The sequence below is a fragment of the Streptomyces sp. NPDC057445 genome (assembly GCF_042802855.1).
In the GTDB taxonomy this organism is placed as follows: domain Bacteria; phylum Actinomycetota; class Actinomycetes; order Streptomycetales; family Streptomycetaceae; genus Streptomyces.
In genome coordinates this window covers 17,872-41,837 of the sequence record NZ_JBHVDH010000033.1, presented here as the reverse complement: position 1 = coordinate 41,837, position 23,966 = coordinate 17,872, and the positions used below count along the sequence as shown (strand labels likewise).

Genomic DNA, 23,966 nt, shown 5'->3' with positions numbered 1-23,966 from the left:
GTAAGGCCCCACCGATGGAGGAGATGATCTCTGTGGCCTATACGCGGCACGACATCGAGCAGCACCCGGACATCATGGAAATGCGTCGTCACTCGGAGCGAGCGGTCACCACCAGCCGGGCCCAGGCAATCGAAGCGATGTCCCTGATCACGGGCATCTATCTGGCCGCCTCACCCTGGATCGCCGGCTTCAACGGCTTCTCCACTTTGGCCGTCAACAACCTCATCACCGGCATCGCCTTCGCCGCACTTCTCGGAGGCATGGGGCACGCCTACGAACGCACCCACGCAATGGCTTGGGCTGCGGCGGCGATCGGGGTCTGGACCGTCATCGCACCTTGGGTCGTCGCAGGAGATGTTTCCACCACGAGGACCATCGTCAACAACGTCATCGTGGGCCTCATCGCCCTGATGCTGGCGCTCGCTGCCGCCACCACCGGCGCCGACCGGAGCGCCCACGAGACGGGGACACGGGGCGCCGAGATCCGCTGAGAGACATCGAGGCGTGGACGGGGCAGGCTCGTGCACGCCAGGGCCTGGCCGATCCGCAGGCAGGTTAGGGTCCATCCGCGCCACTCTCAGGTGAGTGTCCTGTGACCGCGGATTGAGCGTGCCGCCAGGGCCCCCTCAGTACTCGCCGATGGCGATGGCGCGCTCAATCGTCGCGGCCGCGATGGGCTGGCCCCAGCGGCCAGCGACGTGGTCGCCAAGGTGGAGTAGACCGGCGACGCGGGAGACGGCACCGACGTACTTGCCTGCCCAGTCGTCGATGTGGGCCAGGGCGTTGTCGGGGGCGGAGCTTGGGCTCGATGTCTTTCTGGAGCTTGATGACCGACAGGTCTGCTGTGAGCGAGCACTTGATGGTGACCGCTTCGGGGAGGCCGGTCAAGGTGTGGACCAGCGCGGTGAGCCGGGATTCGTAAGTGCTGGCGGTCTTCTCCGGGACTGGAGGCACGACCACCTTGCGGTAGCGATGCTGAGGCGGGAGGGAGAAGAGGAAACGGGCCAGTTGGCCTCGACCACGGGCGCCTGGAGTCTGGGCGAGGTCCATCAGGACGGGTGGCTGCAGGGTAATGCCGATGGTGAGGGCGGGCTTCTCGCTGAGGTCGGCGTCGCGGGTGGTGCACTCGGTCTGCAGGCGCTCTCTCTTGTGGCCCTGCAGGAACACCTCGAGGTTGAGGTGCTTTCTGTAGCGGCCCCCGATGATGTCGAAGAGGTCGCCTTCTGGGGGGAGCACACCGATGCGGCCGTGGGTGGCCAGCTTGATCAGCGTCTCCGGGGTGACGTCACCGGAGGCGGTGAGCCGGGGCTTGGGCGGGACGACGATCAGGCATTCGGCGTCGTGAACCGCCCCCGCCACTAGCCGACGGGGGCGGTGCAACCTGACGGTTGCTCCCGGTGGACGGGGTCGACCGTCAGTGCTTGGCGATGGCCATGCCGAGGAAGATTCCCACCACTAGTGCGGCGCTTCCGGTAGCCATCACGGCCCACGTGCCGCTCTGCGTAGCGGCAAAAGTAGTGGTCATCCCTGCCTGCGTCGCTGCTTGGGTCGCCTGCGCCCCGACCATGGCGGCCTCCTGCGCCGCGAAAGCCGTCTCAAGGCTTTGAACTTTGCTCTCCAACTCAGATGTCTCCATCGCGCGGTTCCTCTCTATCGTTGCGTTGTGCCGGCTGACTCCGGCATCCGCATCCGTTCCCCACCGCAGCGACGCGGTGACCGACAGCAGGCCATGGAGCACCCGTTTGCCCACCAGGCGGGGCGGCCCAGGTCCTGGCTGGGGTGCTACCAACAGCGCAGCCCCGCAACCTCAACAACAGGGGCCTGCGGACGCGTCGGGATGGGCAACGACTGCGGCCTCGCACTGCCCGCAGACGGCCTCGGCCCAAGCTCGACTACCACGCGTACGCCGCCAATGCCGTCGGTGCGCGTCGTGTCCTGGATGTGGGCTGCGGGTGGGGTAGCCTCATGCGCCGACTGGTGGAAACCCATCAGGTCGAACATGCGGTGGGTATCACGATGAGCCCCGGACAGGCCCGCGTGGGTCCGCGGCCGGCACTGGCCGGGATGCGAGGCGCGCGCGGAGAACTGGTACGACCACCAGCCCGACGCCCCGTATGACGCGATCATCGCCATCGAGGCCATCGAGCATTTCGCCGGAAACACCGTCTCCCGCGCCAGGAGAGTGGCCCGCTACCGCGAGTTCTTCGAACGGTGCCACACATGGCTCAGGCCCGGCGGCCGGCTGGCCCTGCAGGCGAACACCTGGCATGACCGCGGCTGGATCGCCGCCATGCTGCTGCCACCGGAGGAACTGGCCGGCCCCGAACACTCCAACGGCCGAGTCCGTGCCCGCCTGTGGGCGCAGGCCGCCCGCGGGGGCGCACAAAATATTCGCGAGGGCCTGCACGCGTCGCGCAAGGTCTTCCCGGAGATGTTCCTGCCCACCCGGGCGGAGATCGCACAGGCCGCCCAGGGTCAGTTCGCACTCGCCGGCATGCGCCGTGACCCAGACGACGGCGCCCGCACGATCCAAGCCTGGCTGGAACGGCTGGAGGCCAACCGCACCCGAGGCGCCGACCTCATCGGCACTCAAGCGGTGTCCGACATCATCAGGGAACAGCGGACCGCACTGCGGTTCCAGCGCGAACGCCGTATCGGCGTCCTCCGGATGACCTTCGAGCGCGTCTGAGCGAGTCCAGTTCTGTGCGCTTCCCACCATCTGTGCGCCACCGCCCCGGCCCTGGCCGTCCGGTCCGGTCCGACGTGCGGTGCGCCGTAGCGAGTGCTTCGCTGATGGGGCCCTCTCTCGCCCGTCACAAAGGAGTGATCATGAGCGTTTCAGGTGAGTCCCGAGGACCTGGCCAGCAGATGCGTCAGAAGGCCGAGGAGATGGAGCAGGCCGCCGAGCGTGCCCAGGACCCGCAGGAGCGTGAGCGTCTCAAGCAGAAGGCTCGCGAGCTCCGCGAGCAGTTGGAGCGGCGAGGCAACGCAGGCGGAGACGACATCGGCCCCATGTGACCATCCTGGGGCGGCCGACGGTTCTCGGAAAGTGCACCGAGAGCCGTCGGCGCAGGTTCAGTGCCTGCCCACGCTCTTCACAGGCCTTCTTGGGCCGGACTGCCGTACAGGGTGATTGAGTTAACAGGGGGCCATCTCGCACGGCCCCGCAAAGTAGGGGCGCATTCAGCCGGATTGGCGTGCACCGCCTCCCCGCGCGTCAGGCCGCCTGGGTGAGTTCGGCGCGGCCGAACAGCAGGGCGAAGCCGGAGGGGAGTTGCGCGAGCATACGGCTGAGGAGCTCCTCGCCGGCGAGCTGGGCCACGATGCGAAGGACGGTACCGGTGTCCCCGCGGGTGGTGGCCGTCGTGCCGCCGGTGCGGGACGCCAGCTCCTTGACGAAGCCCCAGCCGGTGAGGGGTTCGGTGGCGGGGATCTCGGATGTGAAGGTGACAGCGGCCTCGTGCGGCAGCCTGGCCGCGAGCTCCACGCGCTCATCGCCCGTGAGCTGGCGCCCGAGGGCGGCCAGCACAGCGCGCACGGACTCCTCGGCCTATGCGCGGGTGGGGTACGCGCCTTCGTACCGCACTCTTTCCAGCATCTGCTCGAACGTCATGCCCAAGGCGGACCGGCACAACTCCTGCTGGTGAATCATCGGTGAAGCGGTTGCTTTTCTCGTCTGAGGTGATCGCGAGGCAGTGGTCGGGGGCTCGCCCGCCGGCCACCGATGTCGCTCGGTCAGGGGAACGGTTGTCGCTGCCTCTGGGCTATACGCCCTGGGGATGGCCGAACAGCAGGTCGTAGCCCGCCGGGAGCTGGAACAGGACCCGGCCGGTGAGCTCTTCGCCCGCGGCGTCCGAGGCCACACTGAGCACAGCGCCCACGTCCCAAGCCGCGGTCTGTTCAGTGGCTCCCTCGATCCATGCCGCGGTGGCCCGTACGAACCGCTCGGGGGAGAGCGGCTCGTGCGCCTGGAGCGGATTGAGCAGGATGAGTGCCAGTTCGTCCGGCAGCCGGGCCGCCAGTTCCGCCCGTACCTCGCCCACCAAGTGCGCGCCCAGGAGCGCCAGCACCGTGCGGGCCGCCCGCTCGGCTTCCTCGGTGGTGTCGTAGTCGCCGCGTTCCTTGACCTGGTCCAGGAACGCCTTCCATCGCATGGCCATCGCTGCTCCCTTGCGTGGCGGCGAGCGGAGGACGGGGGCGGCCGCAGGGAGGCCGTCTCCCCGTCTCCGGCGTGGCTGGGAGGAAACTCAGCCGCTGATCTCCTTGTGCGCGGAGCCGCCGCCGATGGCGATCCTGCGGGGCTTGGCGCGCTCGGCGATCGGGATACGCAGGGTCAACACTCCCGCGTCGTAGTCCGCCTTGATGTGCTCGGTGTCCAGGGTGTCGGCCAACACGACCTGGCGGGAGAAGACTCCCAGAGGCCGCTCGGAGAGCTCCATCTGCACGTCGTCCGCCTTGGTGACGGGCCGCCGCTCGGCCTTGACGGTCAGCATGTTCCGCTCGACGTCGATGTCAATCGCCTCCGCGGAGACGCCGGGCAGGTCGAGGGCGATCACGTACTCCTCGCCCTCGCGGTAGGCGTCCATCGGCATCGCCGACGGCCGCGACCAGGTGCCGGTCGTGTTCAGCAGCTGCTGGGTGAGTCGATCAAGCTCACGGAACGGGTCGGTGCGCATCAACATGGGGAAACACCTCCAGTGTTCAGGCACTTTGTTGCCAATGCGGTTCACCTGCCATCGTTGTAACATGTCACCTAAGCGATGACAAGTAGACCGTCGTCGACACGACGACAAAGCGGGCTGGAGGCTCCATGACTGTTGACGATCAGCCCACCCCCCACGCCCGCGGTCTCACCCCCACGTCCTTCCTCTCCGCCGCCGCGGCGCTGAACACGATCCACGAGGCCCTGCGCACCGCCCACGCACCGCGGGACGAAGAACACCGCGAGCCCGCCCAGGCCAGCTCGGAGCAGGCACTCGCCACGCTCCTGCTGCTCCGCGAAGTGCGCGATCAGCTCGCCGAGTGGGAACCGGGCCTGATCGAAGAGGCCCGGGAGGCGGGCGCCAGCTGGGCCGACCTCGCCCAGCCTCTCGGCGTCTCCAGCCGCCAGGCCGCCGAACGCCGCTACCTGCGCGTACGCCCCGGGAACCCGGGATCCACGGGCGAGCAGCGAGTACAGGCCACCCGCGACCGCCGCGCCGCCGACCGCACCGTCACCGCCTGGGCCCGCGCGAATTCCGCGGACCTGCGCCAGCTCGCCGGCCAGATCACCGCGCTCACCGACCTCCCCGCCGCCGCCCGCACCCCTCTCGTCGGGCTCACCGCCGCCCTCGCCGACAACGACGCTGCCGCCCTCGTCGGCCCCCTGACGGTTACGCACGCGTATCTGGCGTCCGACCACCCCGACCTCGCGGCGCGCGTCGATGATGTCGCCCGCCACACCGACCGGCTCCGCCGAGACCGCGGCGACCAGCGCCGAGGGGCTCGGATGCCACCGGGGCTTTGAGCATGGCCGGTGGGCAGGAGGGCCACCTTGATCCGCGTCCCGCCCGGCAGCCACCGCCGTGGCGCTATTTGCTGTCGCGGTCGGGTCGCCGGGACTCGCGCACGCGCCTTCGGGGCGCCACCGCGCGCCTGACGAAGCCAAGAACGTGGAGCAGCGCGTGTTCGACCCAGATTCGCAGCCTCGCCGGCCAGGGGCAGACAATCATCCTGATCACGCGCCTGCTGCACTCGGTCCGGGACGCCGACCTCATTTGCGTCTGGACAAGGGCCGTGCCGCCGAGTCCGGCATTTTCGAGGAGCTCATGGACCCTGTCGCCGGGACGGCGCGTTCCGAGACGCCTACCGCCTGCAGTCCCGCGCCTACGAGCACACCCTCCCGCCGCAGGATGGCGGCGGCCGGTCGCGTGAGACCGATGCTTCCGATGCTTCCGAGGGCGGGGCGCTGTGACACCCGCCTCCCAGAACGCCCTTTTGTCTGCCGGGTGCCGCGGCGCCAGTTCCCCGAAGATTGTGTGTGCTGACGCGCCGCCCACCCCGTCCCACATCAGTGACCTGACCGCCGCCTACCTCCAGCTCTGTCGACGCGCTCGCTGAGTAGACCGAGGACGGCACGAAGGACGTCGTGGCGAAGCTGCTGGCGGAGGCCCGGAAGGGAGGGGACGGCGAGTGATCCCGGGCGGTCCGCCCTCGTTCGGCCGACAGCGCGGGCAACGCCTGGCTCGTTGGGCGGGTGTGGACGACGAACGGAGGGTTGTGGACCAGTGGCCGTACGGGGCGGGGCAGCAGCGCCGCGCGCTGAGGTTCCGCATCGAGGCCGCCCTCGCCCGGCGCCTGGGGGTGATGACAAGGCCGTCAGCGTGGCCCGATCCGGCGAGTTCCGGCGGGGCCAGGCGGTGCGACGGCTAGTGCCGGGTCCTAGGCTGCGGACATGACCGAGATCAAGACCTCGACGCCCCGCGACGCCTTCGAGCTGCTGCTGGCCGGAAACCAGCGCTTCGTCGCCGGCGCTCCCGAGCACCCCAACCAGGACGCCACCCGCCGCGCCGAGATCGCACCGTCCCAGCAGCCCTTCGCCGTGCTGTTCGGGTGCTCCGACTCCCGGTTGGCTGCCGAGATCATTTTCGATCGCGGCCTGGGCGACCTGTTCGTGGTGCGCACCGCAGGCAACGTCATGGGCCCGGAGGTGCTGGGCAGCATCGAGTACGGCGTGGACGTGCTGGCCTGCCCGCTGGTCGTGGTCCTCGGCCACGACTCGTGCGGCGCGGTAGGCGCGGCGTGCGCCGCCCTGGAGAACGGCATGACACCGGCCGGATACATCCGGGACGTCGTCGAGCGGGTGACCCCCAGCGTGCTGGCAGCACGGGCCGCCGGACAGGTTGAGCCCGAGGAGATCCTCGCTGAGCACATTAGGCACACCGTCGACCTGCTGCTGGACCGCTCCCGGGTACTCGCTGAGAAGGTCGCCGCCGGACAGGCCGCCGTGGTGGGCCTGTGCTACCGCCTGGCCGACGGCAGCGCACAGCTCGTCGCCTCCCGCGGCCTCGATGCGGCGGTCCCCGCCGCGTCCTGACCGCCCCGCCCGTGGCTGCTCAACGCGATTTGCCGCGGTCGCAGGACCCCCGCATACGCGGAGGAGGAACCCGCCGGGTTCACGGATACTCGCCACCTACCGCCGCCTGCCCAGCCGGCTGCCGTTATTACGGCAGCGGGCTCCGACCCGCTACTTCGTGACCGGCGGACCGGTTGTCGCTGTTGTGCTCGCGTTCGTCGCGACCTATCTGCCTGTCGCTGACTCAGGCTGGCGCCGTGCTCCAGGGTTAAGCCCCCCGGCTGCCCCGCCTCATGAGGGCGAGGCATGAAGGAAACAGGGTGGGGCAGGGCTCTCGGGATCGGTCGGCGACTGGCTGAGGCCGACGACAACCAGGCGGTGGTGAATGTGGATCTACAAGTGGAGGTCCTGAGCGGCAAACAGCCCGCTCTGGTCCGCGTGCGCGGGGAACTCGATGTCGACAGCTCGCCGACCCTGATCGTTGCCCTGCTGCCGCTTCATGATCAGTGCGTCGAACTCGATCTCGCGCCCGTCGCCTTCATGGACTCCACCGGGGTGAGAACGCTGCTGGCCTGCAAGGAAGCGAGCAGCCAGACAGGCGGGACTCTACGCGTCATCGACTGCAGCACACCAGTCGGGCAGGTGTTGGATCTGATCGGCTGCCGGGAACAGCTCACTCGTTGACCCTTGCACGCCCCTCGCCATCATGACGTGCCAACCTCGCCTGCTGGAAACGGACCAGCCCTTCGTCGCAAAGGGCGCCCCGTCGCCGGACAGTCACCGCCGCGGACCTAGAGGGAGCCCTTTCAAGTCGCGAGCAGCGGTCAGCCGGTGTGAAGTGTGAATGGGCTGACGGGCGAAGCGCTGGCTGGCGCAGTCTTGAGCAGCCTTGGTCCGGAAGGAGTGAGTCATGCCTGCGGGATCGAGTAAGAAGCGAGAGCGGCAGTACGAGCACATCAAGGAGAGCGCGGAAGAGCGTGGCATGTCCGAGGGGCGTGCGAAGGAGATGGCCGCCCGCACGGTCAACAAGGAGAGGGCACGGTCAGGGGAGGCCAGGTCCGCGAGCAAGACCTCCACCCGCGATCCGAAGTCCGCCTCCCAGCGGGGCGGGCAACGCTCGCACTCCGGAGCGCAGGGACCCACCAGGGATCAGCTGTACGAGGAGGCCAAGAAGAAGAACATCGAGGGCCGGTCCTCGATGAACAAGCAAGAGCTACGCAAAGCCCTCGGCCGCTGATCCTCCTTGGCGCCACCATCGGGCGCAGCGCCAGGCAAACTCTGGCGCACAGCCCCGGTGGTCGCTCGGTGATTGGACCCTAGTGAGGGCGCATGACGTTCGACATGTGGAGCTACCACCCGGAGTCCCACCACACACCCGGGATGGACCTGACCGGCTACACGGTTGAGGCGACCGACGGCGAGATCGGCACGGTGCATCAGGCCACCGAGGAGATCGGCTCCACCTACGTGGTCGTCGACACCGGACCGTGGATCTTCGGCAGACAGGTCCTGCTGCCCGCGGGAACCCTCGTGCGTGTGGACCGCCACGAGAGGAAAATCCTCGTCAACCGGACGAGGGACGAGATCAAGGACGCGCCCGAGTACGACCCGGAACGACACCGCGGCGACAGCACCTACCTCGAGAACGTCGCCGACTACTACCGCCCCTTCTACAGCTGACCCGACCGGTCGAGGAGACCCCACCCGTGAGCAGTGCGAGGAACGGCGACCGGGCTGGCGTCGACTGCGTGATCAACTGGTGCGAGCTCTGCGAAGCATTTCTCGTCGACGAAGGCATGTGCACCCGGGTTCGGGACTCGTCGTTCATCCCCCCTCACGATTGCGCCCTGGACGGTGACCGCATCGTGGTGGCCTGCTCGCCGGAGCACTTGGCCGAGCTGATCAAGCGGACGAGCGATCGCCCCTATGTTGAAGCGGAACTGTGGGCCGGGAAAATCGACCGCGTGCTGGCCGCTCACCCCCAGGGCCTCAGCCTCTACGCGCTCGCTACCGAGACCGGCCTGACGCAGGACCAGATTCCACGAGCCGCCCTCTGGACCGCCCGACGCGGGAAGCCGTTCGCCCAGTGAACCCCCGTCAGCCACGAGAGTGAATGAGTAGGGGCAGCCCGCGGAGAGCGGCTCCGGGCTGCCCAGTCCGCAGCGGCCAGTGCTCGGGGGATCCGTGCACTCCTGTGACGATGGCTCGGGTCATAAGGGTGCCTCCCTACGGGAGTTCCGTGACCCGGGTCGCGGGCACTTCGACTGCGAGTCCGGGATCAGGTGGTCGAACGGTGAGCGCTGCGCCATGTGCGATGCAGTTGTCGCCGACCTTCGTTGCACGCCAGCGTGCCCAGCGCACCGAGCATGGTTGGCTAGGGAAGGGGGCAGGTGAGGGGGAGGACGCGTTCGGTCAGCCGGCCGGTGAGGCGAGTGTCGGTGACGGCGGCTCCGGTGATCCAGTCCGCTGCGGTCAGCTGGTCCACCTGGTGCTGCAGCTCGCCGGGGCCCATGGGGCACCATGCGGTGAGAGACTCCAGGGCGAGGCCCTGGCCGCCGGGGCCGAGTCGCCCGTCGGCGCTGGTCTGGGTGGTCAGCGTCAGGGCGAGCAGCCGGGTGGATGCGGTGGCTTTCGGCTTGCGGAGCTTCTTGTCCGAGACGATTTTCTGGGCCCATCCGCTGAGCTTGGGGCGCATCTTCTTGCCGAACGTGAACGGGCCCGAGCCATCTCCGCGGGGGGCCAGGGACGGGACAGTAACAGGGGTGGGGTTCTCCGGCCGGGAGGCGAGCAGGTCGCCGGCGGTGCCGGGGATGCTCAGCCAGCCGCGGCCGGTCAGCTGCTCGACCAGGTCCTCCGGGTCGGTCAGGCCGAGCGCGGTCAGGTCCTGCCCGACGAGGTTGCCGGTGCCGGTATGCGCGGTGCGCAGGGTCAGCATCAGCACCAGCAGCCGTGCCTCCGGGCCGGGCAGCGGGGTGTGGTCAGCCACGTGCGCCAGGACAGCCCGTGTGTGCTCCCACTGCTTTGGCACGGTCAGCAGCCGGGTAACTGCTGGACCCTCGCTGTCCGCACTGCCGGTGCGCTGCTGGTGCTGAAGGCGGGCGGCGGCAGCGGCCTGCTGTGCGCGTTGGGCGTCCAGCCGTAGGCGCGTGTCGCAGATGATATCGGCCCAGGTGGTGAAGGCGCGGGCTTTGCGCTCGTGGAGTTCTGAGAGGAGGGCGAGGTCGGGTTCGGTGCGCTGTTGGTAGGCGCGGAAGAGATCGCCGAGTTCGACGAGTTCGTCGCGCAGGACAACGGGTCGCAGGTCGTAGGGAATGACGCGCTGCGCGATCTTCCCGTACGAATGGCGGCGCCTCGTCGGCGCGGAGCGAGGCGCCGGCACCTCCCGTGTGCCGACCGCGGGCGAGGGGCGGTCGGAGAATTGCGGAGCGCCAGCAGGAGCGGTCGACGGGCAGGCAGCAGCGACTGGGACGCCGTCGGCCGTCGGGCCGGACGCTGCCGGGGTGGTATTGACGGTCTTCGCGCCGGGGATCGCGGCCGCGCAGCATGAACAGCACTCCATGGCCTGCCACCAGCGCCCTTCCCGGTCGGTGACCACGGCCAGGACGACGGCTCCGCCGCACCGCCAAGGCTGTGCACGCTCGTGCCGGTCGGTGGGACGGATGTGCGTGCGGCAACTCTCGACCCTGCACGCGCAGTACGCCTCCGTCCGAGGCCCGGAGATCGCCCGCAGGTGGGCCTTGAGGTGGGCGACCGCGGCCGCGCGGCCGGCGGCCGCGGACGGCAGACGCTGTTCGCCACAGGAGGGACGGCTGCACGAGACGCGTACTGCCGTGCTGCCACGACCGGCGGCGTCCAAGCGCACCGTCCACCTGCGCCCCACCACCCGCTCATCCAGCTCGCTCGCCGTGACCTCCGTCATCCTGCTATCCGGGGAGACGGTGGATGTTGTCCGCCCGGCGCACTGCGGCGTCCAAAGTGAAGTCGAACCACTCTTCTCGACTTGGACCAGTCGGCGTTCCGGTGGAGCGCGGAAAGCTCTGCCACGACGGCAGATCGCGCCGTTGGCTGATCAGTCCGACGCGGCTATCCCGACCGGTTCCCGGGGACTGGTCAACGGTCAGGTCGAACCACTTCACGACACCGCTGGGCAATGGATCTCACCCCTACTCGTCCGAGAGCCAGGACTGAACCGTCTGCCTGATCCCCACCGGCTTCAAGGGCGTGCGCAAGGGAGTGAAGGAGGGAACTCCAGCTCATGAGGTGAGCGGGGGGCTGCCCCGCTGCAAACCGAACGGGACAGCCCGATGGTGACCAGTGCCCGGGAAACCGGTCGGGATGGCCCGCGAGAGGGCATCCCCATCACGACACGGTGAATTCCAGTGGTTGTTGCAACGCGGATTTGTGGACGGCATCTCGTCGATGGTCCGATCAGGGGAATTCCGGTTTCTGATGCAATCGTCTTTTGTTGTCGTGCCGAAACAGTGGTGACAGCCCAGCTGCGGCTGTAGCCGAACGTGAGAGCCGCGGTCGGCGGATCAGGCACTGTGGAGGTAGGAATGTTCCGTCTCATCAAAAGCGCAGGGGTGGCGCTGGCCGTCGGCGTGGCAGTGATCGGCGGTGCCTCGTGCGCGTCGGCCGACGCCGGCGCCGAAGGCGTGGCAGCGAACTCCCCGGGAGTACTGTCGGGGAATGTCGTTCAGGTGCCGGTCCATGTCCCGGTCAACGTGTGCGGCAACTCCCTCAACATCATCGGCATGCTCAACCCGTCAGCGGGCAATGTCTGCGTCAACGGGGAATCAACCGACAGTGCGTCGGCAGGCTCATGGGCCCAGGGGGTGGCGGTGAACTCGCCGGGAGTGCTCTCGGGGAATGTCGTTCAGGTGCCGGTCCATGTCCCGGTCAACGTGTGCGGTAACTCCCTCAACATCATCGGCATGCTGAACCCGTCGGCGGGCAATGTCTGCGTCAATTCCTGACGAGATACGCGCCGGTCCGTCGTCGGTCACGGCGTCGACGACGGACCCGGTTCGATGTGGGAGTCAGCACCCGGTTTGGTCACTGTCGCTTCGACTGGGATCGCGCTGCCCTCGGCGCGGGACAGCCCGCCCGGGGGAGAATCCCGGGCGGGCTGTCTGTGGTTGCGTTTGGTGTCAGACGCAGATGCTGGCGGCGCAGACGTTGATGTTAGTGGGCAGTACGGTCTTTCCGTAGCCGGCGAGGGTCGTGATGACGCTGGTTGGACCTGCCGTGCCCAGGGTGAGTCCCATGAGGCGGCCCGGCGGGTCAGCTGGCCGTCGCGGCGACGGACGTCATCGAGGAGGCGTATGATCACCTGCTTCCCGCATCCGGCAGCCAACGCACCCGCCCCTTGGGTCAGCGCTCGCCCCTGTCCTTGCGTTCCTCATCACTCCATTTGCGGGTGTCGCGGGGCTGGACGTAGGGCTCTTCGTCCTTGGGATGGCCGCCGATGATCGCGCGTTCGCGGGCCATCTCGGCGTCGAACTCCAGGCCGAGCAGGATCGCCAGGTTTGTGATCCACAGCCAGACCAGGAAGATGATCACCCCGGCGAGGGTGCCGTAGGTCTTGTTGTAGGAGGCGAAGTTCGCCGCGTAGAACGCGAAGGCCGCCGAGGCGATCATCCAGATCACCAGCGCCAGGAAGCTGCCGGGGGTGACCCACTTGAAGCCGCGGCCCCGCGCGTTGGGTGCGGCCCAGTACAGGATCGCGATCATGATGGTGACCAGCACGACCAGGACCGGCCACTTGGCGATCGACCACACGGTCTGCACGGTGTCCCCGATGCCCAGGGCGGTGCCGATCTGCTGGGCGAGGGGGCCGGTAAGCACCACGAGCAGGGCGCTGATGCACGCCAGGATCATCAGCACCAGCGTCAGGACCAGCCGCAGCGGGGTGATCTTCCAGACCGGTCGGCCCTCGGGGATGTCGTAGACGGCGTTGGAGGTGCGGATGAACGCGGCCACGTAGCCGGATGCCGACCACAGGGCCATGACCAGGCCGACGATCGCCAGAATGGAGCTGGTGCCGCCGGAGGACTGCAGCTGTGTCACCGCGTTGGTGATGATGTCGCGGGCCGCGCCGGGGGTGAGCTTGGTGAGGTTGTCCAGGACGCCCTGCGTCGCCGACTTCCCGGCAATGCCCAGTAGGGAGACCAGCACCAGCAGGGCGGGGAACAACGCCAGGATGCCGTAGTAGGTCAGCGCCGCCGCCCGGTCGGCGAGCTCGTCGTCCTTGAACTCTTTCAGCGTCCGCTTCAGCACTGCCCCCCACGACCGCTTGCGCATATCCGTGGGCTCATCCGGCGCATCGCGCTCCACCTGCGGATCAGGCCCCGGCCGGCCCTCCTCCGACTCCCGATCCGCCCCACGACCCGCACTCCGGTGCCGGCCCTCCTGCTGGTGCTGTCCGTCCCGCTTGCGCTGCCACATCGGTGCCATGCCGTACGGGTAACCACGAAGGCTGCGCCGTGAACGTCCAGCCGCCCCGGGTTTCGCTGATTGCAGTAGCGGATTGCGTGCGTTTGGGGTGTGTTCTTCCCGGTCTGCTGGCTACGCGCAGCGGTGACCGCTGAAAGGAAGTAGGAGGGCCAACATGCGGGAGCAGATCCCCACCGGCCTGGACCATCCCGTCCAGGACATCGACAGGGGGAAGATCGGCGACGCCAGGCATGTCATCCTCGACGACGTCACCGCCCAGCCGGAATGGGTCAGCGTCAAGACTGCCCGTCGGCACCAGTGAGTCCTTCGTCCCATCCGTGAGGCCACCCTGGTCGAGGACCACTGCGAGGCCCCCTACGCCAAGGAAACGGTCAAGGACGCCCCCAACGTCGACGCCGGGGGACACCTCTCCGAGGACCACGGCAAGGTCGTCCTTCTGCCCTGACCCGTGGCGCCCCGGCCCCGGCTGGAACAAGGCGGGGCGACCCCGGTGGCGGGTCCCACCGGCACACGACGGTTCCTGCGGGAATTAGTGCGGCAGAAAGAGGGCGGAACGCGAGCCCGTCGGCGTGTGTGATCGACGCGCAGAGCGTCAAGACGTCCACCAGCGTGCCCGCCGCGAGCCAGGGCATCGACGCGGGCAAAGAGATCGTGGGCCGCAAGCGGAGCATCATCACCGACACGCTCGGACTGCTCCTGGCCGTGCTGGTCACCGCGGCCGGCAGCGTGCGGTCGGGCCCGGCTGGCACCCGCTCCTGATCCGCCTGCACGAACGGCTCACCGCATTGGACCCGGCCTACAAGGTCAGTGACGTGAGGGAGAAATTCGCTGCCCTGCGCATCCATCTCCCCAACGGCCCAGCCGGGCATCGCGACGATGTCCAGGCACTCCGCACCGCTGCCGAATTGGAGTCCGCAGCGACGTGCGAGTTGCGGCGCGCCCGGCCCCTTGGACACCTGGGCATGCTGCACCGCGAAGTCTTTGCGGCCCTCCTCAACGACCTCTCAGAGGCTGAAGGCCCAGCCGATGAACAGTGCTGCGAAGATCACGCTGCAGGCGACGATCAATGAAAGGATCATCACGGGGTGCTCCCAGAGTCCACCGTCCGGACGTTCCTGGTGGGCCTCGGCGATGGACGCCTCCAACGGCGGCGTCTCCTGCGGGGGTATGCGTCGATCGGTCATCATTCTCTCCCGTCGCTCACGACTCGGGGAGTGCCGCACCGCCGGCTCCCCGGCGCGCGAAGGCAGCGGCTCCCCGGCCCCGACCGGCCACCGCGGTGCTGACTTCGCCCCGCAGAGGCGGGACCGACTTCCGCAGCGGAACCGGGTTGTCTTCTACTATGCGGCACGCATCCGCGCCATGCGGCGCTCTGGCCGAATCCGTGATGCAGCCCGGTCGCCCCAGAGACACCGGCGCCGCGAACAGCGGGTCGCCGACCGCTATTCTTTGCGGTTCGATCACAGCCAGTTGCGGCTGGTGACATGGTCTTACCCGGTACCCCGAAACCACTGACGGTCACCACCAGGCTGGGCCCCACGGAGAACTGGTGACCATTGAATACGCGAGCTCACCGGTACAACGGCCGTGATCGGCGCTGGCGCCTCCTCATCGCGTGGCCCCGGTGCCTGGTGGCCAGTGCGCGCCATTGGGGTCGGAAGGCTTGGTCACGTCGAGCCACGGAGCTGGTGAAGATGCTTCCACGGTTCGATTCGTCGTGTAGTGGGCGATGTCGACGTAGTACGCGTGGTCACCGCCGCGGGTGAGGTCTCGCAGCCGGGTGATCGAGTCGGTCACCGCGTTGTCGTCGCCGACCACGGCATGGTGGAAGCACAGGGCAAGGTCCAGCATGGCCTCGGCAGCGACAAGTCCGTTGATCTCCGCACGCAGGACCTGGGCACGGTCGACAGCGGCCGGAGATTTCTCCCCGCTCCACGGGAACGGACGAACTGTGACGTTGCGCGGTAGCTGGCCTTTTTGAGCGCTACTTGGCCAGGCGTAGTGCCCTCACGCGGTGCCGGTATCGACCGTGGTAGTCGACAGGCATGCCGATGAAGCCTTCCACTGGCGCGAACCGTTCATCTCTGCTCGGACGTCTGCGCCGCGTGATCAGCCATTCCTCAGTCGGGCGCGGATGGCGGCGGAGCAGCGATCTGGCGTTGGGGCAGCGTGCCCTGGGCTTCGCCGCGCTCGGATTCCTCACGCTGGTGCCGCTGCTGATCATTGTCTCCTCGGGCGATCCCCAGCAAGGCCATGGGTTCGCACAGTGGCTGGGGGAAGGGCTCGGCGTGTCGACGGCCTCCAGAGAACAGGTGGAGGAGCTGTTCACCCGGCCCGGCCAGGCACTGCGGACCACGACCGCGTTCGGCATTGCCGCTCTCGCCGCCTTCGGGCTGACTTTCGCAGCGGCGGTGCAGGCCGGCTACGAGAAGATCTGGGACCTGCCGCCAGCCCGCTGGTGGGCCAGGTGGCGGCATGTGGTGTGGCTCTGCGTCCTCACCGGATACCTCTTCGTCTCCGCCACCACAACTCTGCGGCGCGAGCCTCTGGCGGGTGGAGCCATCGCGTCGCTGAGAAGCCGTTGCCATACCGATCATGGAGTCTGTCGATCGAACGGGAGTCTCGATCGGGTGATCGCGGGCACTGCCCGGCATGAGAGCAGGACCTGGCGGTATACGGGGAAAATCCAGGGGAGCGGACGGCCGCGCGCTGCTACGGTCGGGCGCTATGAGCTGGCTCCCCGATAACTTCGTCCATCCCGTCCTGGTACCGCTGCCGGGCAGTGGTCATCACCTGCGGCCAATCCGGGAGGCGGACACCCCGCTCGACTATCCGGCTGTGATGGGTTCGCGCGAGCGGCTGTGGACCATCTTCGGCCCAGCCTGGGGCTGGCCCGCAGCCACCATGACCTACGAGGCCGACCAGGCCGACCTGTTGCGGCACGAGAAGGAGATCGCCGCACACCAGTCTTTCAACTACGCGCTGTTCGACGCGGCGGAGACAGCTCTGCTCGGCTGCGTCTACATCGACCCACCGGAGAGGGCCGGCGCGGACGGCGAGATCTCCTGGTGGGTGGTGGACGAGCTGGTGGACAGCAAGGTCGAGCAGGCCCTCGACGAGCTGGTGCCGCAGTGGATCGCCGCCGACTGGCCGTTCGAGCAGCCGCGCTTCCTCGGCCGAGAGATCTCCTGGTCGGACTGGCTCGCCCTGCCGGAGCACCCCGACGCGTAAGCAGCTTTTGTCTTAATGCTCTGGGGGCTTGGTGCTCGAACGGCCGTCTCGATTGGGTGGTCGTCGGGTGCTCGGCGCATGCGAGGAGGGCCTCCTGAACAGCTCGCGGGTGTCGAATCACCGAGCATCAGGAGACCCTAGTGTCGCAGTCTTGCGTGCCGATGCCCGTGCACTCCACCGCGGGTACTCGGGGGTGTGACTGTCTGGCTCACCGGTTCGGAAACGCTGCCGACAATCGCCTGCGAGAGCGTCGGTTCCGAGCGACATGACGGACGCGGAGTGGGTGGTGGTGCGGCCGCTGCTGCCGGTGCCGGGTTGGATGCAGGGCCAGGGCGGGCAGCCGGAAGCGTACTGCCACCGGGCGATGCTGGACGCGATCGGCTATCTCGTGGACAACGGCATCAAGTGGCGGGCGATGCCAGCCGACTTCCCGCCGTGGGACCGGGTCTATGCGTTCTTCCGCCGCTGGCGCGATCGCGGCCTGATCCGGAGTTCCATGACCGGGTGCGCGGGCAGGTCCGGGAGAGGGCAGGGCACGATGCCCTGCCGACGGCTGGGGTGATTGATTCGCAGTCGGTCAAGGCGGATGCCGTGGTCGGCGCCGGCACCCGTGGCTTCGACGGCGGCAAGCTGGTCAACGGACGCAAGCGGCACATCGTGGTCGACACCCTTGGCCTGCTGCTGGGCGTGATGGTCACCGCTGCGGATGTGGGCGATCGCGCCGCTGCCCACATCCTGCTGGAACAGGTGGCTGCCGCTCACCATCGCCTGGCCCTGGTCTGGGCCGACGGCGGCTACACCGGCAGTCTGATCGAGCACTGCCTGGCCGCGTTCGCCCTGGTCCTGGTGATCGTCAAGCGCAGCGACAGCATGAAGGGATTCGTGGTGCTGCCCAAGCGGTGGATCGTCGAGCGTCTCTTCGCACACCTGATGCGAAGCCGCCGCCTGGCCCGCGACTTCGAGCGTCGTATCGCCAGTGCCGAGGCGATGATCTACTGGTCGATGGCCGCCCTCATGACCCGTCGCCTGGCCCGGCCACACCGGGGCCGAGGGTGAACCGGCCGGGTGCGGGCTTGGCCAGCCAGCCTCGGGCGACCAGGCGTTTCGCCTTCGACCGCAATGCCTCCACCCGCGCCGGCACCACGTCCATGCCGAACACTGCGGCCATTTCCTGGCAGGTCAGCGGCCCCTGGCCGAGACGGACACGGTCCGCGACGGCTTGAAGGATGCGCTGGTAGTCGACCGACAGCACCGAAGAGGCGACCTCCTCACGCCACACCGGCACCTGCCATTTCGGGTTGGCCGCATCACGGGACGCCGGCTGCCTGTCCGCCTCCCGAGGCCCGGCGGCGGCTCGGGGGCTGGCGTCAGCGGCGCTGTCCGGAGCCAGAACCTTATCGACCCGCCGCCGGGCGATCACCCACTCCTGCCATTCCTCCTCGGCTGCGGCCAACTCGGCCTGAATACGGTCGGCCTCCTCACGCAGGTCATCGACCCGACGCCGAGCAACGAGCTCGTGCTGTTCCAGTAGTCCAACGACTGACGGCATTCGAGACCTCCCGGGGAACGACGACCTGACAGGCCACTACTCCCACGGGTCTACCGCACCTATCCGCAACCAGCGGAAACACGCCAATCACACCCGGAAAGACAACAGCTTCTGAGCGCAGTCCTGTTCTTCTGGTGGTCCCAGCGCATGCTGCTCGGCGGGCGGATCCGCTGGCGAGCCCTGTTTCCCGGCGCCATTGGCCACTATGATCGGGCTGCTCGGCCTCCGGGTCTTTTCCCGGGCTCGTCTTCTCGCCGTTGATCGCATCCAACGCCGTCACTTACGGGGCTATTGGAACCGTCCTGGTCATCCAGTCCTGGCTGGTCGGCGTGGGCGTCGTCGTCTTCGGCGGCGCGCTGGTCGGCCGTTTGGTACACGAGGAGATCCCGCGCGTGACACACGCATTGAAACGCCGAGAATGAGATGCGGACCCGGAGCCCCCTGACTGGACTGGGGAGAGGGAGCACGCGATCTGCGGCTTCGACCGCGCTCGGGTTACGGGCCGCGTGCTGGAGGCGCCGTGCGGCGCGGTGCTGGTGCGCCGCTATCGGGCGCCGCCCGCTGTGGTGCGTCGCCGGCTGCGGGGCTGATCCCCGGATCCGGGCCCCCACTCTCGGCTGATTCGCTGGGCTGCACCGCCGTCGCTGTCCAAGCTGCGCAGACCAGCAGCAGCCTGGCCATGAGATTGATCCACAGCACAACGGCAACCGGCACAGCGAAGGCACCGTACATGCTCCTCGCCGCGACGCCCTGCAGATAGCCGGTCAGCAACCACTTGAGCAGCTCGAAGCCGACCGCACCGATCAGACCCGCGACCACGACCGCACGCCGACCGGGATGCACCCGCGCCAACCGGGTGAGCAGGTAGACCACCAGCAGGAAGTCGACGAGTACGGCGATAGCCAGGCCGGCGAAGAACAACACCACCCGTCCCGCCCCGCCCTCGATCCCGGCCTTGTCGGCGGCCCAGCCCACCGCACTGTTCGCGAAAACCGAACTGCCGATCGCGACCAACCCGACCGCCCCGAGACCGACCAGCACCCCGGCGTCCTTGATCCTGAGCAGGATCGGATTGCCCGGATCCTGCTCCTTCTCCCACACCGCGCGCAGGCACCCACGCAGGCCACCGACCCAGTTGATACCGATCACGAGCAACAGCGCGCCCGCGATGAGCCCGACGGCTCCGGCGTGCGCGACGAGGCTGTCCAGGTCCAGCAGGCCGGAAAGGCCCGGCGCCTGGTTCGCAATCTTGTCCTGGAGCTTCCCGAGCTCGTCCTCGCTCAGCAACCTGGCGCCGATCGTCGCCCCCACGGTGATCAGCGGAAACAGCGCGACGAAACTCGTAAAGGTGATCGCGGCGGCGAGCCGGGCCCAGTGCACCCTCGCGAGCCGCTCAAACGCGCGCCACACGTGTGTACGCATCAGCGGCCCGATCCCGGGCAACCTGGTCCACCATTCCATGATGGACACCTACCCTTGAGCGACCCACCGAGACGAATGAGCTCACGGGAGGGAAGCCGAAGCGGACCAGGGCCGAAGCAGGGCTACCCCAGGGCGGCAGCTGGGCGATCGCGGCGTCCAAGTGTCGCCCTCGTGCGCAGCGGAATACTGCCTGCCTGGGACGCACGGCGGGTAGGCACGTGTTCGTAGGAGATACCAGGGACGGGGCGTGCGTGTGCCGGGCTCACCAGGCTCGGTGCTCGACCGGTTCCACACCGCCATCGGCGGCGTCCTGCCATATGAGGACTCCCACCTCGTATCGCCAGCCGTCCTTCGTCTGGCGCCGGCCATGAAGCCGTGCCCGGATCTCATGACCGCCCGGCAGCGTGACCATGCTCGGCGCGGCACCGTGGTCCTCATGTCTCTGGTCCGCGGTCACCCCCTACTTTCCGTCCTGTACGCAACGTTGTGTGCTGCCACCATGCCGAGTTCTGATCGGTCGTCGGGTGCGTATGAGGCGCCTGCTGCGCGGCGCTGTGACGACGGGGGCCAGGACGACCATCTCGCTCATGGTCACAGGTCCTCTCATGAGACCCATCTGACCTGCCGTCAGCTTCCTCCGCATCTCGGGGGGAACCCTCAATATCGGAAGCCGCGTGCACGCTGACGCCGATCTGGCAGTTGCCGACCTTGCCCAGGGCCTGCGTCTGAATAACTGTCTGCCCGACCTGTTCTGGGCGGGCAACGGGTCGAGAGGACAGCCTGGCCGTTGAGGTGTCCTGACCTGCGCCTTCAGGTTGAGCCATCGCCGCAGCCAGCCAGTGACGGGCAATCTCCGTGGATTTCTGACGCTCGTTGATCACTGTCCCAAGTCATCACCGCCGAGCAGGCACGAGCGTGGCGAGCGGGTCCTCAAGAGAGCGTGCGAACGTGGCGGCCCATTCGTCGGCCCGGTGTGGCAACCACCGTGACGCAGCCCTCAGACGGTCAGCGGGGGAGTAGTTGTACTGCGGGATCCTCCCCAGGACGCCGTTACGAGCTGCTGGACGCCTCCTGAAGGGCGATCTTGCGGACGGCCGCGGACGTCGTCACGCCTTGACGCCCTGGTTGCAGTTGGCGACACCGCTCTTCCGGAAAGGATGCACTCCGAGTGATTCAATATCTGTGCCCGTGAGGTGAGACTTTGACGGATCATGTAGTGAGAGTTTTTGCCGCGATGAGCAAACTGGAATTATGCAGCGTGCGCAGGCCGTTCCAGGCGTGCTACTCTCGATCTCAGTTGCAGTTGTGGTTCCCAAAACTTCAAGTGCCCCCACGCGGCTCCTGGCCGGTGGGAGCACTTTTGTATTTCCGGTCATTTTCCGGGCGGGGTAATCATCGCGGCGACACGGCGTCCGCGCAGTGCGGGTTCCGATGTACTGCCCCAAAGGAGATATGACATGGCTACTGGTACCGTGAAGTGGTTCAACGCGGAAAAGGGCTTCGGCTTCATCGAGCAGGACGGTGGCGGTGCTGACGTGTTCGCCCACTACTCGAACATCGCCGCTCAGGGCTTCCGCGAGCTGCTCGAAGGCCAGAAGGTAAACTTCGACATCGCGCAGGGCCAGAAGGGCCCGACGGCCGAGAACATCGTTCCGGCCTGACGCACACTTTGTAGCTGGGGCCCGCATCCTTCGGGGTGCGGGCCCCAGCTGCACGCATTTCCCGCAGCGGTTCAACCTGCGGGACGACGCGGAGGAATCGCAGTCTCACCACACGCGGCCCCTCCTCCAGGGATGCAAGCGCATCCTGAAGAGCTACACCGCAGCCGACGCCCTGATTTGGCGTCCCCATGACGTCACCCGTTTCAGCACCTGCGCCCGTGTGTATTTCCGCCGGCCAGATGTGCTTTTTTACCATCGGTCCATACTTGTAATTCTCCATGCTCATCGCTGCGGGAATTCCTTGGTATGTGCCACATCAAGGAAGGTTCCGCATGAACCGCACACGCAATAACGACCGCTCCGCCCGCACCCGTAATGGCAGTGCCGACGGAGGAAAGGGCGGAAGCCGCTTCGGCTCGCCGGCACCGCGCCGTTCCGGCGGGCCAGCACGTTCCGGCGGTTACGGTCGCCGGCCCGCCGCCGTGCAAGGTGAGTTCGCGCTCCCCAGGACGATCACCCCCGCGCTGCCCGCCGTTGAGGGCTTCGCCGATCTCGACATGCCCGATCAGCTACTGGCCGAACTCGGCAAGCAGGGCGTGACAGCACCGTTCCCGATCCAGGGCGCGACGCTGCCGAACTCCCTGGCGGGCCGTGACGTCCTGGGCCGCGGGCGCACCGGTTCCGGCAAGACCCTCGCCTTCGGCCTCGCCCTGCTCGCCCGCACCGCTGGACAGCGTGCTGAGCCCCGGCAGCCGCTAGGGCTGATCCTCGTACCGACGCGTGAGCTGGCGCAGCAGGTGACGGACGCGCTCACGCCGTACGCCCGATCTGTCAGGCTGCGGCTGGCCACGGTGGTGGGCGGGATGTCGATCGGCCGTCAGGCCGGCGCGCTGCGACGTGGGGCCGAGGTCGTTGTCGCGACCCCGGGCCGGCTCAAGGACCTCATCGACCGTGGCGACTGCCGGCTGAACCAGGTGGGCATCACGGTGCTGGACGAGGCCGACCAGATGGCTGACATGGGGTTCATGCCGCAGGTCACCGCGCTGCTCGACCAGGTGCGTCCGGAGGGGCAGCGGATGCTGTTCTCCGCCACCTTGGACCGTAACGTCGACCTGCTCGTGCGCCGCTACCTGACTGACCCCGTCGTACATTCGGTCGACCCGTCGGCCGGTGCGGTCACCACGATGGAGCACCACGTCCTGCACGTCCACGGCGCCGACAAACACGCCGCCACGACGGAGATCGCCGCCCGCGACGGCCGCGTGATCATGTTCCTGGACACCAAGCACGCCGTCGACCGGCTGACCCAGGACCTGCTCAACAGCGGGGTACGGGCCGCCGCGCTGCACGGCGGCAAGTCCCAGCCTCAGCGCACCCGCACGCTGGCGCAGTTCAAGACGGGGCACGTCAGTGTGCTGGTGGCGACCAATGTCGCGGCGCGCGGCATCCACGTCGACAACCTCGACCTCGTCGTCAACGTCGATCCGCCGACCGACCACAAGGACTACCTCCACCGCGGTGGCCGTACCGCCCGCGCCGGCGAGTCCGGCAGCGTCGTCACCCTCGTCACACCGCACCAGCGCCGCGGCATGGTCCGCCTCATGTCGGACGCCGGAATCCGGCCGCAGACCACCCAGATCCGATCGGGCGACGAAGCCCTGAGCCGGATCACAGGCGCACAGGCCCCGTCCGGCATCCCGGTCGTCATCACCGCACCGGTGGTCGAACGCCCCAGGCGCAGCACCTCCTCCCGAGGCCGACGCCGCCCCTCTTCGGCGACCCGGCGCGCCCCCGTACGCCGGCCCGTCCTCGACGCGGCGGCCTAGAACCCTCGTGATCAGGAAGTTGACCCATCTCTGCAGGAGGCACCTTTTGACGCTGGTTCAGATGAAGCCCCACCCGGCGAGCGCCAATCCCGGGCACAGGACGGTGGTTGAGGTCGTGGACGCTGCCGGACCGCAGGTCTGTGACGACATGAGCGTCGAAGTGGCGCTGGCCGTCATGGCCGCAGCCGGCACGGGCCGACTGGTCATCTGCGACCAGGACGGCCAGTGCACCGCACTGGTCACCCAGACCGAACTCGCCGCCGTCCGCGACAGCTCCGCGTACATGGACCGCATCCGCCTGCGCGACATCCTGGGCGACCACGGATCTTTCACCTCACCCGTGACCACCATGGCCGAAGCCGAGCACGCCACGCGCTCCCGCCGGCTCGGTGCCCTGCCGGTCGACGAGCAGGACAGTGCCCTGGGCATCCTCGCCCTTTCCCGCTGAACCGTCTCCCCCTGACCGGACCGTTCTCCCCCTGCTCCCTCCGCCAGGACCGCCGTGACTCCAGCGCCGCCGAAGTTTCCGGGCCATGACTCAGCTCGGCCTCACCTGCCGCACTCTCCCCAAGGCCGCAGCCGTACGCATCCTCAGCTCGCTCCAGCGAGCTTCAACGGTTCGCGGCACCCCCGTATCCGACTGACCGGGGAACAGGCACGAGCCGACACCTGAACAGCAGCAGTGTGGGGCGGGGCGGGGGGGGGGCGGGGGGGGGCGCCGGGGGTTGACAGGCCCCCCCCCCCGTGGGGGGGGGGGGGGGTTTTGT

Annotated in this window: 28 protein-coding genes and 6 pseudogenes; 21 read left to right on the top strand and 13 right to left on the bottom strand. The window is 68.2% G+C overall.

Features of this window, described 5'->3' with window-relative positions:
- The first annotated feature begins 14 nt into the window (after positions 1 to 14).
- Positions 15 to 491, top strand: coding sequence for an SPW repeat protein (locus tag ACFU5O_RS35515; protein WP_384246709.1), 477 nt, complete (start codon positions 15 to 17; stop codon positions 489 to 491).
- 135 nt (positions 492 to 626) lie between these two features.
- Here ACFU5O_RS35515 and ACFU5O_RS35510 read toward each other — a convergent pair whose 3' ends face one another.
- The 3 genes and pseudogenes from ACFU5O_RS35510 to ACFU5O_RS35500 form a co-directional block, all read right to left on the bottom strand.
- On the bottom strand, positions 627 to 770 hold the full coding sequence (locus tag ACFU5O_RS35510) for a DUF3987 domain-containing protein (RefSeq protein WP_384246725.1): 144 nt from the start codon (positions 768 to 770) through the stop codon (positions 627 to 629).
- A 46-nt stretch (positions 771 to 816) separates the two neighbouring features.
- Positions 817 to 1,359, bottom strand: a pseudogene (locus ACFU5O_RS35505) (DUF3987 domain-containing protein); the annotation flags it as partial.
- A gap of 55 nt (positions 1,360 to 1,414) precedes the next feature.
- Positions 1,415 to 1,636, bottom strand: a complete 222-nt coding sequence (locus tag ACFU5O_RS35500) for a hypothetical protein (RefSeq protein WP_384246708.1) — start codon at positions 1,634 to 1,636, stop codon at positions 1,415 to 1,417.
- A gap of 329 nt (positions 1,637 to 1,965) precedes the next feature.
- Here ACFU5O_RS35500 and ACFU5O_RS35495 point away from each other — a divergent pair, with 329 nt between their 5' ends.
- The 3 genes from ACFU5O_RS35495 to ACFU5O_RS35485 all read left to right on the top strand — a co-directional run bounded on the left by ACFU5O_RS35495 (position 1,966) and on the right by ACFU5O_RS35485 (position 3,018).
- Positions 1,966 to 2,118 (top strand): hypothetical protein, encoded by a 153-nt coding sequence (locus ACFU5O_RS35495; protein WP_384246706.1) that lies wholly within the window; start codon positions 1,966 to 1,968, stop codon positions 2,116 to 2,118.
- A gap of 4 nt (positions 2,119 to 2,122) precedes the next feature.
- Positions 2,123 to 2,689, top strand: a complete 567-nt coding sequence (locus ACFU5O_RS35490) for a class I SAM-dependent methyltransferase (protein WP_384246723.1) — start codon at positions 2,123 to 2,125, stop codon at positions 2,687 to 2,689.
- A gap of 140 nt (positions 2,690 to 2,829) precedes the next feature.
- Positions 2,830 to 3,018, top strand: coding sequence for a DUF6381 family protein (locus ACFU5O_RS35485; RefSeq protein WP_384246705.1), 189 nt, complete (start codon positions 2,830 to 2,832; stop codon positions 3,016 to 3,018).
- A gap of 199 nt (positions 3,019 to 3,217) precedes the next feature.
- Here ACFU5O_RS35485 and ACFU5O_RS35480 read toward each other — a convergent pair.
- The 3 genes and pseudogenes from ACFU5O_RS35480 to ACFU5O_RS35470 form a co-directional block, all read right to left on the bottom strand.
- Positions 3,218 to 3,652: pseudogene (locus ACFU5O_RS35480) on the bottom strand (DUF2267 domain-containing protein).
- Between the two features lie 112 nt (positions 3,653 to 3,764).
- Complete coding sequence (locus ACFU5O_RS35475) at positions 3,765 to 4,160, bottom strand: DUF2267 domain-containing protein (protein ID WP_384246703.1); 396 nt, start codon at positions 4,158 to 4,160, stop codon at positions 3,765 to 3,767.
- 87 nt (positions 4,161 to 4,247) lie between these two features.
- Positions 4,248 to 4,682 carry an Hsp20/alpha crystallin family protein gene (locus ACFU5O_RS35470; protein ID WP_384246702.1) on the bottom strand — a complete coding sequence of 145 codons (435 nt, stop codon included), beginning with the start codon at positions 4,680 to 4,682 and terminating at the stop codon, positions 4,248 to 4,250.
- Between the two features lie 128 nt (positions 4,683 to 4,810).
- Between ACFU5O_RS35470 and ACFU5O_RS35465 the strand changes: the two genes are divergently transcribed.
- The 6 genes from ACFU5O_RS35465 (at position 4,811) to ACFU5O_RS35440 (ending at position 9,144) form a co-directional block, all read left to right on the top strand.
- Positions 4,811 to 5,506, top strand: coding sequence for a type III effector protein (locus ACFU5O_RS35465; RefSeq protein ID WP_384246701.1), 696 nt, complete (start codon positions 4,811 to 4,813; stop codon positions 5,504 to 5,506).
- Positions 5,507 to 6,433: 927 nt separating this feature from the next.
- Positions 6,434 to 7,075: a carbonic anhydrase gene (locus ACFU5O_RS35460; protein WP_384246699.1), complete on the top strand. Its 642-nt coding sequence runs from the start codon at positions 6,434 to 6,436 to the stop codon at positions 7,073 to 7,075.
- A gap of 285 nt (positions 7,076 to 7,360) precedes the next feature.
- Complete coding sequence (locus ACFU5O_RS35455; protein WP_384246698.1) at positions 7,361 to 7,738, top strand: STAS domain-containing protein; 378 nt, start codon at positions 7,361 to 7,363, stop codon at positions 7,736 to 7,738.
- Positions 7,739 to 7,964: 226 nt separating this feature from the next.
- On the top strand, positions 7,965 to 8,291 hold the full coding sequence (locus tag ACFU5O_RS35450; RefSeq protein ID WP_384246696.1) for a plasmid stabilization protein: 327 nt from the start codon (positions 7,965 to 7,967) through the stop codon (positions 8,289 to 8,291).
- A 92-nt stretch (positions 8,292 to 8,383) separates the two neighbouring features.
- Positions 8,384 to 8,734: a PRC-barrel domain-containing protein gene (locus ACFU5O_RS35445; protein WP_384246695.1), complete on the top strand. Its 351-nt coding sequence runs from the start codon at positions 8,384 to 8,386 to the stop codon at positions 8,732 to 8,734.
- A gap of 26 nt (positions 8,735 to 8,760) precedes the next feature.
- Positions 8,761 to 9,144, top strand: a complete 384-nt coding sequence (locus tag ACFU5O_RS35440; protein WP_384246694.1) for a hypothetical protein — start codon at positions 8,761 to 8,763, stop codon at positions 9,142 to 9,144.
- Between the two features lie 284 nt (positions 9,145 to 9,428).
- Here the strand turns inward: ACFU5O_RS35440 and ACFU5O_RS35435 are convergent, their stop codons facing one another.
- The gene (locus ACFU5O_RS35435) at positions 9,429 to 10,973 is read right to left on the bottom strand and encodes a hypothetical protein (RefSeq protein ID WP_384246692.1); all 1,545 of its coding nucleotides are present in this window, start codon (positions 10,971 to 10,973) and stop codon (positions 9,429 to 9,431) included.
- A 637-nt stretch (positions 10,974 to 11,610) separates the two neighbouring features.
- Between ACFU5O_RS35435 and ACFU5O_RS35430 the strand changes: the two are divergent.
- A pseudogene (locus tag ACFU5O_RS35430) lies at positions 11,611 to 12,027 on the top strand (chaplin); the annotation flags it as partial.
- A gap of 400 nt (positions 12,028 to 12,427) precedes the next feature.
- Here ACFU5O_RS35430 and ACFU5O_RS35425 read toward each other — a convergent pair.
- Complete coding sequence (locus ACFU5O_RS35425) at positions 12,428 to 13,501, bottom strand: YihY/virulence factor BrkB family protein (RefSeq protein ID WP_384246722.1); 1,074 nt, start codon at positions 13,499 to 13,501, stop codon at positions 12,428 to 12,430.
- A gap of 163 nt (positions 13,502 to 13,664) precedes the next feature.
- Here ACFU5O_RS35425 and ACFU5O_RS35420 point away from each other — a divergent pair.
- Positions 13,665 to 13,928, top strand: a pseudogene (locus ACFU5O_RS35420) (photosystem reaction center subunit H); the annotation flags it as partial.
- Between the two features lie 122 nt (positions 13,929 to 14,050).
- Positions 14,051 to 14,230 (top strand): annotated as a pseudogene (locus tag ACFU5O_RS35415) (transposase); the annotation flags it as partial.
- Positions 14,231 to 14,514: 284 nt separating this feature from the next.
- On the opposite strand, the gene ACFU5O_RS35410 reads toward ACFU5O_RS35415, so the two are convergent.
- The gene (locus ACFU5O_RS35410; RefSeq protein WP_384246721.1) at positions 14,515 to 14,694 is read right to left on the bottom strand and encodes a DUF6480 family protein; all 180 of its coding nucleotides are present in this window, start codon (positions 14,692 to 14,694) and stop codon (positions 14,515 to 14,517) included.
- 424 nt (positions 14,695 to 15,118) lie between these two features.
- Positions 15,119 to 15,361, bottom strand: a complete 243-nt coding sequence (locus ACFU5O_RS35405; protein ID WP_384246691.1) for a hypothetical protein — start codon at positions 15,359 to 15,361, stop codon at positions 15,119 to 15,121.
- Positions 15,362 to 15,555: 194 nt separating this feature from the next.
- On the opposite strand from ACFU5O_RS35405, the gene ACFU5O_RS35400 reads away from it, so the two are divergent.
- From ACFU5O_RS35400 to ACFU5O_RS35385, 4 genes are all read left to right on the top strand, one after another.
- Positions 15,556 to 16,257, top strand: coding sequence for a hypothetical protein (locus tag ACFU5O_RS35400; protein ID WP_384246690.1), 702 nt, complete (start codon positions 15,556 to 15,558; stop codon positions 16,255 to 16,257).
- Complete coding sequence (locus tag ACFU5O_RS35395) at positions 16,238 to 16,741, top strand: N-acetyltransferase (protein ID WP_351592323.1); 504 nt, start codon at positions 16,238 to 16,240, stop codon at positions 16,739 to 16,741. Before ACFU5O_RS35400 ends, ACFU5O_RS35395 begins: the two co-directional genes overlap by 20 nt.
- Positions 16,742 to 17,006: 265 nt before the next feature.
- Entirely contained in the window at positions 17,007 to 17,303 is a 297-nt protein-coding gene (locus tag ACFU5O_RS35390; protein ID WP_384246689.1) for a transposase, read from the top strand.
- Entirely contained in the window at positions 17,246 to 17,797 is a 552-nt protein-coding gene (locus ACFU5O_RS35385; protein WP_384246687.1) for an IS5 family transposase, read from the top strand. The genes ACFU5O_RS35390 and ACFU5O_RS35385 overlap by 58 nt, the downstream gene beginning before the upstream one ends.
- Here ACFU5O_RS35385 and ACFU5O_RS35380 read toward each other — a convergent pair.
- Entirely contained in the window at positions 17,754 to 18,290 is a 537-nt protein-coding gene (locus tag ACFU5O_RS35380) for a hypothetical protein (RefSeq protein ID WP_384246686.1), read from the bottom strand. The genes ACFU5O_RS35385 and ACFU5O_RS35380 overlap by 44 nt on opposite strands.
- A 108-nt stretch (positions 18,291 to 18,398) precedes the next feature.
- Here ACFU5O_RS35380 and ACFU5O_RS35375 point away from each other — a divergent pair.
- Positions 18,399 to 18,712: pseudogene (locus ACFU5O_RS35375) on the top strand (ribonuclease BN); the annotation flags it as partial.
- Between the two features lie 73 nt (positions 18,713 to 18,785).
- Here ACFU5O_RS35375 and ACFU5O_RS35370 read toward each other — a convergent pair.
- Together ACFU5O_RS35370 and ACFU5O_RS35365 are read right to left on the bottom strand one after the other, a co-directional pair.
- Positions 18,786 to 19,751 (bottom strand): YihY/virulence factor BrkB family protein, encoded by a 966-nt coding sequence (locus ACFU5O_RS35370; protein WP_384246685.1) that lies wholly within the window; start codon positions 19,749 to 19,751, stop codon positions 18,786 to 18,788.
- Positions 19,752 to 19,974: 223 nt separating this feature from the next.
- Positions 19,975 to 20,169, bottom strand: a complete 195-nt coding sequence (locus tag ACFU5O_RS35365) for a hypothetical protein (RefSeq protein WP_384246683.1) — start codon at positions 20,167 to 20,169, stop codon at positions 19,975 to 19,977.
- Between the two features lie 1,000 nt (positions 20,170 to 21,169).
- Here ACFU5O_RS35365 and ACFU5O_RS35360 point away from each other — a divergent pair.
- The 3 genes from ACFU5O_RS35360 to ACFU5O_RS35350 all read left to right on the top strand — a co-directional run bounded on the left by ACFU5O_RS35360 (position 21,170) and on the right by ACFU5O_RS35350 (position 23,647).
- The gene (locus tag ACFU5O_RS35360; RefSeq protein ID WP_042169227.1) at positions 21,170 to 21,373 is read left to right on the top strand and encodes a cold-shock protein; all 204 of its coding nucleotides are present in this window, start codon (positions 21,170 to 21,172) and stop codon (positions 21,371 to 21,373) included.
- A gap of 332 nt (positions 21,374 to 21,705) precedes the next feature.
- Positions 21,706 to 23,199, top strand: coding sequence for a DEAD/DEAH box helicase (locus ACFU5O_RS35355; protein WP_384246682.1), 1,494 nt, complete (start codon positions 21,706 to 21,708; stop codon positions 23,197 to 23,199).
- Between the two features lie 46 nt (positions 23,200 to 23,245).
- Positions 23,246 to 23,647 (top strand): CBS domain-containing protein, encoded by a 402-nt coding sequence (locus tag ACFU5O_RS35350; protein ID WP_384246680.1) that lies wholly within the window; start codon positions 23,246 to 23,248, stop codon positions 23,645 to 23,647.
- Positions 23,648 to 23,966 lie beyond the last annotated feature (319 nt).